The organism is Pseudomonas sp. IT-P294, from assembly GCF_949767865.1.
In the GTDB taxonomy this organism is placed as follows: Bacteria; Pseudomonadota; Gammaproteobacteria; order Pseudomonadales; family Pseudomonadaceae; genus Aquipseudomonas.
Genome location: NZ_CATKQW010000033.1, coordinates 693,224 through 707,026, shown reverse-complemented (window position 1 = coordinate 707,026; position 13,803 = coordinate 693,224). Strand labels below are relative to the sequence as shown.

11 protein-coding genes and 2 pseudogenes are annotated in these 13,803 nt (G+C 58.6%); 9 read left to right on the top strand and 4 right to left on the bottom strand.

The features are described from left to right. Positions 1-148 precede the first annotated feature (148 nt). Positions 149-1,084 carry a helix-turn-helix domain-containing protein gene (locus ACM6I0_RS22450; protein ID WP_285433198.1) on the bottom strand — a complete coding sequence of 312 codons (936 nt, stop codon included), beginning with the start codon at positions 1,082-1,084 and terminating at the stop codon, positions 149-151. A 561-nt stretch (positions 1,085-1,645) separates the two neighbouring features. On the opposite strand from ACM6I0_RS22450, the gene ACM6I0_RS22445 reads away from it, so the two are divergent. The 8 genes and pseudogenes from ACM6I0_RS22445 to ACM6I0_RS22410 all read left to right on the top strand — a co-directional run. After that, positions 1,646-2,704 carry a phenylacetaldoxime dehydratase family protein gene (locus ACM6I0_RS22445; protein ID WP_414923306.1) on the top strand — a complete coding sequence of 353 codons (1,059 nt, stop codon included), beginning with the start codon at positions 1,646-1,648 and terminating at the stop codon, positions 2,702-2,704. A gap of 136 nt (positions 2,705-2,840) precedes the next feature. After that, positions 2,841-3,710: a transporter gene (locus ACM6I0_RS22440; RefSeq protein WP_414923305.1), complete on the top strand. Its 870-nt coding sequence runs from the start codon at positions 2,841-2,843 to the stop codon at positions 3,708-3,710. A gap of 208 nt (positions 3,711-3,918) precedes the next feature. Continuing rightward, positions 3,919-5,433: an amidase gene (locus ACM6I0_RS22435; RefSeq protein WP_414923304.1), complete on the top strand. Its 1,515-nt coding sequence runs from the start codon at positions 3,919-3,921 to the stop codon at positions 5,431-5,433. A gap of 94 nt (positions 5,434-5,527) precedes the next feature. Next, complete coding sequence (gene nthA, locus ACM6I0_RS22430; protein WP_414923303.1) at positions 5,528-6,127, top strand: nitrile hydratase subunit alpha; 600 nt, start codon at positions 5,528-5,530, stop codon at positions 6,125-6,127. A 45-nt stretch (positions 6,128-6,172) separates the two neighbouring features. Beyond that, positions 6,173-6,835: a nitrile hydratase subunit beta gene (gene nthB / locus ACM6I0_RS22425; protein WP_414923302.1), complete on the top strand. Its 663-nt coding sequence runs from the start codon at positions 6,173-6,175 to the stop codon at positions 6,833-6,835. Beyond that, positions 6,832-8,055, top strand: coding sequence for a GTP-binding protein (locus tag ACM6I0_RS22420; RefSeq protein ID WP_285433083.1), 1,224 nt, complete (start codon positions 6,832-6,834; stop codon positions 8,053-8,055). The genes nthB and ACM6I0_RS22420 overlap by 4 nt, the downstream gene beginning before the upstream one ends. Positions 8,056-8,154: 99 nt before the next feature. Next, positions 8,155-9,147, top strand: a pseudogene (locus tag ACM6I0_RS22415) (PAS domain-containing protein); the annotation flags it as partial. Between the two features lie 12 nt (positions 9,148-9,159). Continuing rightward, positions 9,160-9,432, top strand: a pseudogene (locus ACM6I0_RS22410) (methyl-accepting chemotaxis protein); the annotation flags it as partial. Positions 9,433-9,922: 490 nt separating this feature from the next. On the opposite strand, the gene ACM6I0_RS22405 reads toward ACM6I0_RS22410, so the two are convergent. The 3 genes from ACM6I0_RS22405 to gabT form a co-directional block, all read right to left on the bottom strand. Further along, positions 9,923-10,411, bottom strand: coding sequence for an Lrp/AsnC family transcriptional regulator (locus ACM6I0_RS22405; RefSeq protein ID WP_090182530.1), 489 nt, complete (start codon positions 10,409-10,411; stop codon positions 9,923-9,925). Positions 10,412-10,456: 45 nt separating this feature from the next. Further along, positions 10,457-11,113, bottom strand: a complete 657-nt coding sequence (locus ACM6I0_RS22400) for a 2-haloalkanoic acid dehalogenase (RefSeq protein ID WP_222585777.1) — start codon at positions 11,111-11,113, stop codon at positions 10,457-10,459. A gap of 91 nt (positions 11,114-11,204) precedes the next feature. After that, a complete protein-coding gene (gabT, locus tag ACM6I0_RS22395; protein WP_414923301.1) occupies positions 11,205-12,497 on the bottom strand; it encodes a 4-aminobutyrate--2-oxoglutarate transaminase in 1,293 nt (430 codons plus the stop codon). 273 nt (positions 12,498-12,770) lie between these two features. Between gabT and ACM6I0_RS22390 the strand changes: the two genes are divergently transcribed. Next, positions 12,771-13,697: a 2-hydroxyacid dehydrogenase gene (locus tag ACM6I0_RS22390; protein WP_414923300.1), complete on the top strand. Its 927-nt coding sequence runs from the start codon at positions 12,771-12,773 to the stop codon at positions 13,695-13,697. Positions 13,698-13,803 lie beyond the last annotated feature (106 nt).

The window sequence follows — 13,803 nt, the reverse complement described above, 5'->3', positions numbered from 1 at the left end:
TTCGGGGTCGGTTGCCTCTGCGACCCTCTGGAAGAGGTGATCGAGCATTGCTACAAGAGGCTTATGTTAAGCCTGCTAGAGCTTGTGCTTACGCAAGCGTCTGGAATGCTCAACGGTTTTTGCTCGGGAAAATGGCGAGCGTCCGAGCTCAACTCCGGCGCAAGAGTGTATGAGGAGCCACACCAAAAGCTTTGCGAAAAGCATGGCTGTAATGGGAAAAATCGGAGAATCCGAAATCCAGTGCAGCTTGGGAAATGCTGCGAACCTGGCCACGTTCGATCGCCTCGCGGCTGGCGATCAGGCGCTCTTTCCAGATCTCCGCAACCGGCGTTTTCTGGTAACGGGCGAAAGCGCGCGTGACGGTTCGCGTGGACACATAATGCACTTGAGCGATGCGCTCGATCGAGAGGTCCGGATCGGTCAGATTCTGGTGGATGTAGTTCATGATCCGACCATAAAGATCCAGCTCCTCATGGGTCGTCTTGAGATCCTGGAGTTCCAGGCTGATCGCCAGCAGATCCAGCAAGGTATTGGAGAAGCGACTGGATAGCCCCTCGTCTTGAAAGCTCGCGGGAATGCTCGCCGCTTGACGCAACATCTCGCGCAACGGAATCACCCCTGGACGGCGATCGTCCAGAACCACGGCTGTGCAGCCTCCAATACCTGGCAACCGCTGGCTGAGCAACTGTCTCGGAATGCGGACCAGGTGGTTTTCGGTACCACCCAGGCTGAATCTGAACGTCTGGGATGCGTCATAAAGAAACAAATTGTCCGCCGCCAGAGTTGCCCTGCGCCCTGCCTGCTCCAGTTCACCAAAGCCTCGCCGGGTGAAACCCAGCCATAAATCCTCATCAGGACCGCTGCGCAAATGCTGGGGTGAACGCTCCCAAAAATGCAGTGGCGAGGACAGCGTACAGATGTCCAGCGGACCCATGCCGTGCACCTCTAGCGCCCCGTCGAAATCGCTCTGCGTCAATGGTTTGCTGTCCGCCGCCAAGCAGTGTCGGCACACCACTTCTTTCCAGTAATCAAAGCGACGTGGAGCCGCAACGGCGAGGGTTGAATACTGATTGCTATGACTCATGGCATTCACCTCACGGTGGCGACTGAACAATAAGGGTGACGGAAACATTGGTTCCCTGTTTAGCAAATAGCAGGCCACTCCAGTTTTGTACTGCCAAGGTTATGTGAGCCTGAGATATCAGACCCGCGCGCGCTCGGGAAAGAGTCTGCGTGAGGCTGTCACACGGACGACTCCTGCCCGTTATCGTTACATGCATTCGCAGTGCACGCACCCATTCAGCCCATCCTAATCCTGTTTTCAGGGCCTGTCCTTTCTAGCCAAACGGTTGTCCGTTCGAGCCAAGCGTACGGTGCCGTCCCCGCCTAACTTCTACCCCACACCGTGCCACTCCAACCACAGCTGATGAGGTGTCCCATACAACCGCCAGAGCAGCAGCGACAGTCCGATTCATCCTGGCTTTTGCAGATGCGCGACCTGGCACCTGAAGAGTTCGCCACCTACCTGTTAGAGCTGGGGACTCAGGTGCTGCGGCGTCGACTGGTTGCACCAACCGCCAGACAGCCGCGCCCGTCGAAACGTTGAACAGATAACCGCATACCAAAAAAAACAAAGGAGCCCACCATGGAATCTGCGATCGATAAGCACCTCAAATGCCCGCGCACGTTGTCTCGTCGCGTCCCCGATGAATACCAACCCCCCTTCCCCATGTGGGTTGGACGCGCCGATGAGCAACTGGAACAAGTAGTGATGGGGTATTGGGGTGTGCAATACCGCGGGGAGGACCAGCGTGAAGCAGCCCTGAACGCCATGCGCCACATTGCCGCCAGCCTGAGTTTGCCCGATGGCCCTCTGAGCCATGACCTGACTCACCACACTGACAACAGTGGTTACGACAACCTGATGATCGTCGGTTACTGGAAAGACCCCGCCGCGTATTGCCGCTGGCTGCGCACGCCTGAGGTCATCGAATGGTGGTCTTCAGAGGATCGGGTGAGCGACGGCCTGGGTTACTTTCGGGAAATTGTCGCGCCGCGAGCCGAGCAGTTCGAGACGCTGTATGGCTTTCGCGATGAGTTGCCCGGTGTTGGCGCCGTGATGGACAGCATCAGCGACGAAATCGAAGAGCACGGTTACTGGGGATCGATGCGTGACCGCTTCCCGATATCCCAGACCGACTGGATGGCTCCTTGCGGCGAACTGACGGTCATCGCTGGCGACCCGGCCAAAGGTGGGCGCGTGGTCGTGCAAGGCCACGACAATATCGCGCTGATCCGCTCCGGGCAGGATTGGGCGGATGCCGGCGACGACGAACGATCACTCTATCTCAACGAAATTCTGCCGACGCTGCAGGCGGGTATGGACTTCTTGCGCGACAGTGGCAAGGACCTGGGTTGTTACAGCAATCGCTTCGTAAACTACATCGACCTGGACGGCAATTTCCTGAACCTCAGCTACAACATTGGCCACTGGCGCTCCCTGGAAAAACTCGAGCGCTGGGCCGAATCCCATCCGACCCATCTGCGGATCTTCGTCACCTTCTTTCGTGTTGCCACCAGCCTGTCGAAGCTTCGGCTCTACCACGAAGTTTCGGTCTCCGACGCCAAGGATCAAGTGTTCGAGTACATCAACTGCCACCCGCAGACCGGCATGTTGCGTGACGCGTTGATCCCTAAGACCTGACGTCTGACGCAACCCGGCGTTCACGGGCGGTCTTGATTCGAATTCCGCCCTGACACCGTTATCCCCCCCGCACATTTTTTTCGGCCCCCCATCTCCAGCGCATGGGGTTGGGGGCCCTTTTGCCAGGAAATCGATCATGAAGTTGAGTCACTTTTTACTCGTGCTGGGCATGCTGCCCTTTGTCAAAAGCCAGGCCATCGAGGTAGCTCCAGGCGATTTCGAGCCATTGCCGGCCGGCGCCAACGCCTTGCTGCTCTACTACCAGCATGCCGACCGCTCGGAACTGTACCAGAACGGCCATAAGGTCTCCGACGACGCCCGGCTCAGTTCTGACATTGGCATCCTGCGTTATGTGCACGCCATCGGCCTGTCAGAAAACCTCTCATGGGAACCGCAGATTCTGTTGCCCTTCGGTCAACTGAACGCTTCCGGAGATGTCGGTACGTTGGGCGATACTCGTGGCATCGGCGATCCGATCATCACCGCCCCGCTGAAGTGGACGCTGCCGACCGCGAACAAGGACATCTTCTCTTTGGCACCGTACCTGTCCTTTCCGGTGGGGAGCTACGATAAAAACGATGCCCTGAACCTTGGCGAGAACCGCTGGCGCGCCACGCTACAGGCGGCGTACATCCACCATTTCTCCCCGAAATGGGCCCTGGACACCGTGGCTGAAGCCTCATGGGTGTCGGCCAACAATGACTTCGGCTCGACCGGGGCAAAGCTGGAAGAAAACACCCGCTACGAGTACCAGGCCGCCGTGCGCTACAACTGGACGCCGAGCACCACCTTCGCCATTGGCGGCGGCTACATCACCGGCTCGGCGACCACCGTCAACGGGGTCGATCAGCACGATGGGGTATCCACCTCCTATGGCCGTTTCACCGTCACGCACTTCATCGAGCCCACGCTGCAGATTCAGGCCCAGATCGGCACTGACATCGAGGTCGAACAAGGCTTCAAGGAAGACGCACGCCTGAACCTGCGCGTCTTGAAAGTGTTCTGAGCGCGCCACGCTCGGCAGGTTGTCCTTTTCAACCAAATGGCTGTCCTTCTCAGCCAAGCAAATGCCAAGACGGATGCCTAACTTGAACCTTGTTACCCACATCGATTGATGTCGCTCCAGGTACCGGCCGAGTGTTTTGCTAACACCGTCGAACGCTCCCGTACTGACTGACCCGTCGTCGATCACAGACAAAAAGAATAGGAAAATCATGGCCATTGTTCGCCCTACCCTCGATCAACTGCAGGACATCGCTGGCCGGCTGAATATGCAGCTGCCCCATGAGCAGGCAGCGGAATACCTGGCACTTATGCAGCCAAGTTTCGACGCCTATGACTTGGTCGACGAGTTGCCGGATTTCACTCCGCCGGTGCGGTACGACCGCAGTTCGGGCTACCGCCCTTCACACCCGCAGAACCTGCTCAACGCCTGGTATTACAGGACTGAAGTCAATGGCGCCCGTGAGGGCAAGCTTGCAGGCAAGACTGTTGCGCTCAAGGACAACATCGCCTTGGCTGGCGTCCCGATGATGAACGGCGCCTCAATCCTGGAAGGGTTTGTACCGTCGTTTGACGCCACCGTGGTGACCCGCTTGCTGGACGCCGGGGTCACCATTCTGGGCAAGGCGACCTGCGAGCATTACTGCCTCTCCGGTGGTAGCCACACGTCTGATCCGGCCCCCGTACACAACCCATACCGGAACGGTTTCGCTGCTGGAGGTTCCTCCTCCGGTAGCGCTGCATTGGTGGCAGCCGGCGAGGTGGACCTGGCGGTTGGCGGCGATCAAGGCGGTTCGATCCGCATCCCTTCAGCGTTCTGCGGCACCTATGGCATGAAGCCGACCCACGGTTTGGTGCCTTACACCGGGATCATGGCGATCGAAGCCACCATCGACCATGTCGGTCCCATCACCCGCAACGTACGTGACAACGCGCTGATGCTGGAAGTCATGGCCGGTGCCGATGGACTCGATCCTCGCCAGGCCGCACCTCAGGTCGACGCCTACTGCGACTACCTGGATCGAGGTGTGAGCGGGCTCCGGATCGGCGTCCTGCAGGAAGGCTTCCAGCTGGCCAATCAGGATCCACGCGTTGCCGACAAGGTACGCAGCGCCATCGCCCGCCTTGAGGCTTTGGGCGCTCGCGTCGAGGAAGTCTCTGTTCCAGAGCACAATCTGGCGGGTTCGCTGTGGCACCCCATCGGCTGCGAAGGCCTGACCATGCAGATGATGCATGGCAATGGCGCAGGTTTTAACTGGAAGGGTCTCTACGACGTCGGCCTGCTGGATAAACAGGTCGGTTGGCGCGAACAAGCGGACGCTTTATCCGCGTCGCTCAAGCTCTGCATGTTCGTCGGCCAGTACGGCCTGGAACGCTACAACGGTCGTTTCTACGCCAAGGCACAGAACATCGCACGCTTCGCCCGGGCCGGTTATGACAAGGCACTGGAGACCTACGACCTACTGGTCATGCCGACCGTACCGATCATCGCCCAGCCCCACCCCGAACCCGATTGTTCGATCACTGAGTACGTGGCCCGGGCGCTGGAAATGATCGGCAACACAGCGCCTCAGGACATTACCGGTCATCCGGCCATGTCGATCCCATGCGGTCTGGTGAACGGTCTGCCGGTGGGGCTGATGTTCGTTGGCAAACACTATGCCGAAGGCACGATTTACCAGGCAGCAGCAGCGTTCGAGGCCGCAGTCGACTGGAAGACGTTGTAAGGCTGCCTCCCCCCAAGCCTCCCGTACATCAATAAAAAACCGGGGGGCTGATCTTCACCTTTTTTAACCGTGTTAACCGATGAGGAGTTACATCATGAGCGCCACTGTATCCCCAGCATCCACTTCGACGCCCAGCGAGCGGGCCTGGGCCTTGTTCAAGGTTTTGAAAGATAAAGAACTGATTCCGGAGGGCTATATCGAGCAGCTAACCGAACTGATGGAGTACCAATGGAGCCCGGAAAACGGCGCCCGTGTAGTCGCCAAAGCCTGGGTCGATCCACAGTTCCGGGAACTGTTGCTCAGAGACGGCACCGCAGCGTGTGCGCAGTTTGGTTTCACCGGCCCGCAAGGCGAATACATCGTGGCTCTGGAGGATTTGCCCCAGCTGAAAAATGTCATCGTCTGCAGCCTGTGCTCCTGCACCAACTGGCCCGTCCTGGGGTTGCCGCCGGAGTGGTACAAGGGTTTTGAATTCCGTGCACGTCTGGTTCGTGAAGGACGTACCGTGCTGCGTGAGATGGGCACAGAGTTACCAAGCGATGTGGTCGTCAAAGTCTGGGATACCAGCGCAGAAAGCCGCTATCTGGTCCTGCCCTTAAGGCCCGAAGGCTCCGAGCACATGAGTGAAGAAGAGCTTCAGAAACTGGTGACCAAGGATGTGCTGATCGGGGTTGCCCTGCCCCACGTACGTTGACCCAAAAGACTCTTCATCTTCTTCTAACTTTCGGAGGTTTTTATTATGGATGGCTTTCACGATCTCGGCGGTTTTCAAGGCTTTGGCAAGGTTCCCCATGTCATCAATACTCAGGACTACAAGCAAGTATTCAAACAGGAGTGGGAACACCTGGCTTACAGCCTGATGTTTATCGGCGCCGACCAGCTGAAAAAATTCAGCGTCGACGAAATCCGTCACGCCGTCGAACGGCTTGATGTCCGCCAGCACGTCGGCACGCAATATTACGAACGCTACGTCATCGCCACGGCCACGTTGCTGGTCGAAACCGGCGTCATCACCCAGGACGAACTCGATCAGGCGCTGGGCTCACCCTTCAAATTGGCCAACCCTCCCCACGACAAGGGCCGCCCTGCCATCACCGGCCGCCCGCCATTTGAAGTCGGCGACCGGGTAGTGGTTCGCGACGAATACGTGGCCGGCCATGTGCGCATGCCGGCCTATGTACGCGGCAAGGAAGGCATCGTCCGACACCGCACCTCGGAAAAATGGCCGTTCCCGGATGCCATCGGTCACGGCGATTTGAGCGCGGAGCACCAGCCGACCTATCACGTTGAATTCCGTGTAAAGGATCTGTGGGGCGATGCCGCGGACGATGGCTTCGTGGTCGTCGACCTGTTCGAAAGCTATCTGGACAAGGCCGTCGATGCGAAAACGGTGGCCGCATGATTGACGGGGCCCAGTTGGTTCGATTGCCGGTGACGGTCCTTTCGGGCTTCCTCGGCTCCGGCAAGACGACCCTGCTCAACCACATCCTGCGCAACCGCGCAGGTATGCGGGTGGCGGTCATCGTCAACGACATGAGCGAAGTCAACATCGACGCCGAGGACGTGGCACGCAACGTGTCGCTGCACCGCGGTAGCGATGAACTGGTCGAGATGAGCAACGGTTGCATCTGCTGCACGCTGCGCGCTGATCTGCTTGAGCAGATCAGCCTGCTGGCGCGTCAGCAGCGCTTCGATTACCTGCTGATCGAGTCCACCGGCATCTCCGAACCGATGCCGGTCGCCGAGACCTTCGCCTTCCTCGATTCGCAAGGATTCAGTCTGAGCGAACTGGCGCGGCTCGACACCTTGGTCACCGTTGTCGATGGCAGCAACTTCCAGGCGCTGCTGGCCTCACGGGATACAGTCGGCGACGAGGACGAAACGGGCACGCCATTACGTCACTTGTCCGACCTGCTGATCGAACAGGTTGAATACGCCAACGTCATCCTCGTCAGTCGGCTGGACGTGATTGGCGAGAAAGGCTTTCTGGAACTGAGCGCCGTTCTTGCGGGCCTCAATCCGCAGGCCGAAATCCTGCCCATGGACCACGGTGACGTCGATCTGTCGAAGATCCTCGACACCGGCCGCTTCGATTTGCCGAGTCTGGTGCAGTCACCCGGCTGGATGAAAAGCCTGGAATCGAGTGACGATCGTCCTCCCGAGTCGGACACCTATGGAATTGCTTCGTGGGTATATCAGGAGCGTGCGCCATTCCATCCGCAACGTCTGCTGGAGTTCCTGCAGCGGCCTTGGCAAAACGGGCGGCTACTGCGTTGCAAAGGCTACTTCTGGGTTGCCAGTCGGCATCTGGACATTGGCATGCTGGTGCAAAGTGGCGGGCAATTTCGTTGGGACTATGTCGGGCGCTGGTGGACATTCATTGCCCAATCGCAATGGCCTCAGGACGACTATCGCCGCGAAGGAATAATGGCCAAATGGAACGAAATCACCGGGGATTGCCGACAGGAAATCGTCTTCATCGGCCAGGGTATCGACCTGGATAATTTGAAGCTGCAACTGGATGCTTGCCTGCTGACTCCGCAGGAGATCTTGGAAGGTCCACAGACGTGGCCAACCTTGCCAGGCGCAACATCCTTTGACCTCAAGGCATTGTCGCCCTGACCGCTCGGCAGTCTACCTACCAATGCACCCACTTTAGCGAGGCCGGGCAAGCCTCGTTATGACCTTTAACTTCAATTTTCACGGACTGAGAGGCGCTGTATGTTGTTCTTCAACAGAACTACCCATCGGGCACTGGCCTCACTCGCCGATAGGCTGGATCGACCCGAGATCGCTGGCTCGGCAATCCCTTCCGACCGCCCGGTGTTGCGGCACATTCTGACAAGGGTGGAGAGTCTCCTCAACGAGCGACGAGGCCTGCTAGCGCGAGAAGAGAACCTGAGCCAAAACCTGGAACAAATCACCTTACGGCTCGCTGAGCGCGACGCTCAACTGCAACAACTCCAGACACGCTGGGAACTCGCCGTTCAAGGGACAGGAGACCTGTTCTGGGAACTCGATCCAGGCACAACTACCCAGCCCGATCCCGGTAGCGCACTGCGCTGGTCAGGTTCCTGGACGATCCCGACACAGTTGCCTGCCCAGCTCAATCTCTGGAGCGAGCGACTACACCCGGATGACCGCCAGCGCAACCACGATGCCTTGTCGAAACATCTCGCAGATCGCAGCGGCCGGACCAGCTACGATCTGGATGTTCGAATGACCTTCGAAGGTGAATATCGCTGGTGCCGCATCCGCGGTGAATCCCGTCGCGATGCCCAGGGCATGCCAGTGGCCATCGCCGGAGTGTTGCGCGACATCCACGCGCAACGCTTGCAGGACGAAGCGCTTTCACTGGCGGCCACCCGTTTCGAGATTGCACGGGAAATGCTCCACGACGGGCTCTGGGACATCGAGGTAGTGGCTGGCGATCCGGCCAATCCGAAGAACGCCATCTGGTGGTCTTTACAGATGCGACGCCTGCTCGGCCACACTACGGCCGAAGAATTCCCCAATACTTTGGAAGCCTGGTCGTCACGCCTGCATCCCGAGGACAGTCAACGCGCTATCGGCGCCTTCGTCGCACACGTCGATGACCGTACAGGAAAGACCCCCTTCGACGTCGCCTACCGACTCAGACACAAGAGCGGTGAATACCGTTGGTTCCGCGGCCGTGGCCAGACCCGACGCACGGCTGACGGTTCGCCACTACGTGTAGTTGGCGCTATCACCGACATTCACGCGAGTCACGAGGAGAGCCAGTTGCGTGAGACCCAAGAACGACAACATCAGGCCATGCAGGGAAACCTCACCAAACTGACGCAGATCGTTGCCGCCATACAGGGCATCGCCAACCAGACCAACCTGTTGGCCCTGAACGCGGCCATTGAGGCCGCACGCGCAGGCGAGGCAGGACGCGGCTTCGCCGTGGTCGCCGACGAGGTTCGCAAACTCGCCACCCGAACCAGTCAGGCGACTCAGCAGGCGGCAGACATGATAGAAGGCTACTGACTCGACCGCGGCTTTTTTGTTTTCGGCTCCACCACACCCTTTGCTCCGAGTTGGGAGGCTCCGTGAATCCGGGCATAGCCCGAGCGGGACCACGAGAAAATCGTCTGATCCCGAAGCAATTGCGGACCTGAATATCAGCGAAATCACCGGGTAGTTTTGCGCAGGCACAAAAAAGCCGATCTAACTGATCGGCTTAAATGTCTGATATTAATCGGGAATAATGTTCGGGACGGAGTGATTCGAACACTCACGCCCTAGCCCCCCATCTCCTTTTTCATACCTCTTGAAAGCTTCCAAAATTTTACAGTGAGGTCCCGAGGCTCAACGCCCAAACCCAGTGCATTGCTTCAGATCAAAACGACTGTGGGAGCGCTCGCGATGGCGGTGCAACATTCAACGGGAATGTTGAATGTGATGCCCTCAACGCGAGCAACCTCGCTCCCATAGGTTATTCATAACGGATCGAGAATGAAGTCTGTCAATGACGCAGCAATTTGCGCAATGGCACGCCGTCCTTGAGCACCGGTGATTTGATGACGATGTAACTGAAATACTTGGAAATGCCGATGTTCTTGTCCAGCAGGCTTTCGATGACTTCCTGGTAGTGCTGGATGCTGCGTGTCATGAAACGCACCAGGTAATCGTAGCCACCGCTGATCAAATGGCATTCAAGCACTTCATCCACCTGGCGGATGTTGGACTCGAACTTGGCGAAATCTTCGCGCTTGTGGTCGCTCAAGGTGATCTCGGTGAAGACCGTGACCGAGTCAGTGATCTTCGCCAGGTTCAGGTGCGCCTTGTAGCTGGAAATATACCCCGCCGACTCCAGTCGCTTGACCCGTTGCAGGCAGGGACTGGCCGATAATCCCACGGCATCGGCCAGGCTGACGTTGGTCATGCGGCCGTCTTTTTGCAGCTCAACCAAAATGCTGATGTCGATCCGGTCCAGTTTCACTAAACCTTCCATTGCGTACCTCGTGACTGCCGTTTGTAGGACAATCTTCTAGCAAAATCAGCGCCGTAAAGACAGCTGATGCTGAGCCACCAGATCCGCCATGCTGTTGATGCAGTAATCCGCCGCGCAAGGGGATGGCTTATTTTCACGTGCACGACTGATCAGGCATACATTGGCGGCCAACCGCCGACCGGCAGAAGGCCGCGTCACTTGCAGGATATCTCCGGCTTCAAGTCCGTTGGCTTTTAACCAATCCTGATCCTGCAATGGATCGCTGGCCAGTGAAATGAAATCGTCGGGCATAATCCCCAGCCGCTCACAGAGCAGCGCTCGATCTTCAACATCCCGATCGCCCTGCACCAGCAGGCGATAGAACTTGCGCAGGTACAGCATCGCCCCCGGCGCATCCTCGAACAGCGACCAATTGGCGACCGAACGGGCAAAGCTCATGCCCTCCTCCCAGCTGGCTTTGAGCCCCCAGCATTCAGCCAACTGGCGATGGGCGAAACACAGCAGACCACTAAAACCCAGTTCACCGAAGCGCGGATACAGTGCGCGCAACACCTCGCTGTATTCGGCCAGCACCTGTTCCTTGTCCGGGTGTCCGCCCCGGCTGTCGAGCAAGGGTTGCAATGCCGCCCAGACTCCCGAATCCCGATCGACCAGAACCTCGTCGCAATGAATGAGCAACGCTCGATATTCAGTCAGCCCCATGATGTGCAAAGCCTCCGATGATGCATTTCATCCATGCTCCATAAACGCGCACGGGCGATGCCTTGCGGCACCGCCTCGAGCGGGCACGAACTCATTTCAAGACGCGTGCCAATGCGGCTTCCAGAATCTGCAAGGCTTCGTCGACCTGTTCATCTGTTGTCACCAACGGCGCGAGGAAGCGCAGCACGTTTCGGTGGACACCGCATTTGATCACCAGTAAGCCGCCGGCCCGGGCTTCATCGATCAGCCGCTGATTCAAGTCGGCGTCTGGTGTGCGAGCCTCGTCATCCTTGATCAGCTCAAGCGCCAACATGAAACCGGTGCCGCGTACGTCGCCGATTTGCCAGTGACGAGCCTGCAAACGCAACAGCCCCTGGCGCAAACGCTCGCCCAGTGCTTCGCTCCGGGCAAGCAATTGTTCTTGCTCGTAGGCTTCTATCACCGCCAGTGCCGCAGCGCAGGACAACGCGTTACCGCCGTAGGTGCCGCCCAGACCGCCTGGCAGCGGGGCGTCCATGATCGCTGCCTTGCCGACCACACCCGACAGCGGCAATCCACCTGCCAGACTCTTGGCGACCGTCACCAGATCCGGCTGAATCCCGGCATGCTGGAAACCGAACCATTTGCCGGTACGGCCGAAACCGGTCTGGATTTCATCGAGGATCAACACAATGCCGTGCTTTTCAGTCAGAGCACGCAGAGCCTGGAGAAACTCCGCCGGTGCCGAGAGGAAACCGCCATCGCCCTGCACCGGCTCGATAATGATGGCCGCGACCCGCTCCGGCGCCACCTGAGTGGCGAACAACTCGTCGAGAGCCTTGAGTGCCATGTCGCTGCCGACACCGCGATAGGCATTCGGGTACGGGGTGTGGAACACCTCCGGCGCGAACGGCCCGAAGTTCTGCTTGTAAGGCTGGCTCATGCCGGTCAGCGTAGTGCCAAGCAAGGTGCGACCGTGGAAGCCGCCGCGAAAGGCGATAACGGCCGAACGGTTGGTGTGGGCGCGGGCGATCTTGATCGCGTTTTCCACGGCTTCGGCGCCTGAGGTGAAGAACGCTGCTTTATACGCGTCCTGACCGCCTATCATTTCGCACAGGCGTTGGGCCAGGTCGAGGTAAGGCTTGTAGGCAACCACCTGGAAACAGGCGTGGGAGACCTTTTGCAATTGTGCCTGCACGGCCGCGACCACTTTGGGGTGATTGTGGCCGATGTTTAGCACGCCAATACCGCCGACGAAGTCCAGGTAGCGCTTGCCGTCCACATCCCACAATTCGGCACCTTGGGCGCGATCGATCACCAATGGGTGAGCGGTAATCAGGCCACGTGGCACGAATTGATCGCGCTGACGGAGCAAATGAGGGGTTTCGTCGACTTTGCTATTCATGGCATATCCCATCGTGAGTCCGGCAACCGGGAGGTGGTTGCGATGGTGTTCAGGTTAAGCCTTGCGCGAAACGATCTACGCCGAACTTGGGCCCTGAGAAATTCGGATCAACTGTTTTCACCCTGCCAAACGGCAGATTCCTTCAGCAGGCCGAATCTGCCGGAGCATCGCCAATAAAACCTCGTGCAACCCGTTTAACCCGGTGCTTTCGACAGATCCTGCGCTGGCATTGCGCGAGGATGGAGAGCACCTTCACCCTTTCAGGAAATGCCCATGGCCCTGCTTTACAAAGCTGACCCTGTACGCGGCGAGCAGTGGAAAGCGCTGTTCGCCGAGCACGCCCCGGATATCGAATGGCGCGCCTGGCCGGACATCGGCGACCCCACGGACATCGAGTATCTGGCCGCCTGGCAGGCGCCCGACGATTTTGAGGCGTTGCTGCCCAATCTTAAAGTGCTGTTCGCCCTGTCCGCCGGGGTCGATCAACTGGACCTCGCACGCTTGCCCGTCAGTTTGCCGCTGGTGCGCCTGCTGGATCCGGGCATCACCCGCGGCATGTGCGAGTACGCCTGTTTCGCTGTGTTGAGCCTGCATCGGGACATGCTCCGTTATCGCCAGCAACAAATGGCTCGCTGCTGGCAGGCGCACTTGCTGCAACCGGCGAACAAGCGTCGGATCGGGATCATGGGCCTCGGCACCCAGGCCCAGCAGATTCTGGCGGCGTTACGCCCCCTGGGGTTTGCATTGTCAGGTTGGGCCCGCAGTGTCCATCAGATTCCTGATGTGGATTGCTATGCCGGCAATGAGCAACTGCCTGCGTTCCTTAGCCAGTGCGACATTTTATTGTGCGTGCTGCCGCTGACCGAACAAACCCAGGGCATTCTCGATGAAAAACTGTTTCGCCAACTACCCCATGGCGCGGCGCTGATCAACATGGGCCGTGGCGGGCATCTGGTGGAAAGTGATCTGCTGGCGGCCCTGGACACCGGGCAACTCAGCGGCGCGGTCATCGACGTGCTACAGCAAGAGCCGGCGCCGGCGGATCATCCATTCTGGCACCATCCAAAGATTCTGCTGACCCCGCACATCGCGGCCATGACCCAGCCGGAAAGTGCGTTCAGGGTGTTGCTGGAGAATATTCGGCGACATCAACGTGGAGAGCCGATGGTGGGTGAGATCGACCGCACCCTGGGTTACTGAATACCGCGCAAATCCACTGTGGGAGCAGGCATGCTCAAGTCCACGGTGGATCAGCGGCGTGGATCAAAGTCGCTCGGCAATTGCTCTGCCCACCTTCTGTGTTGAG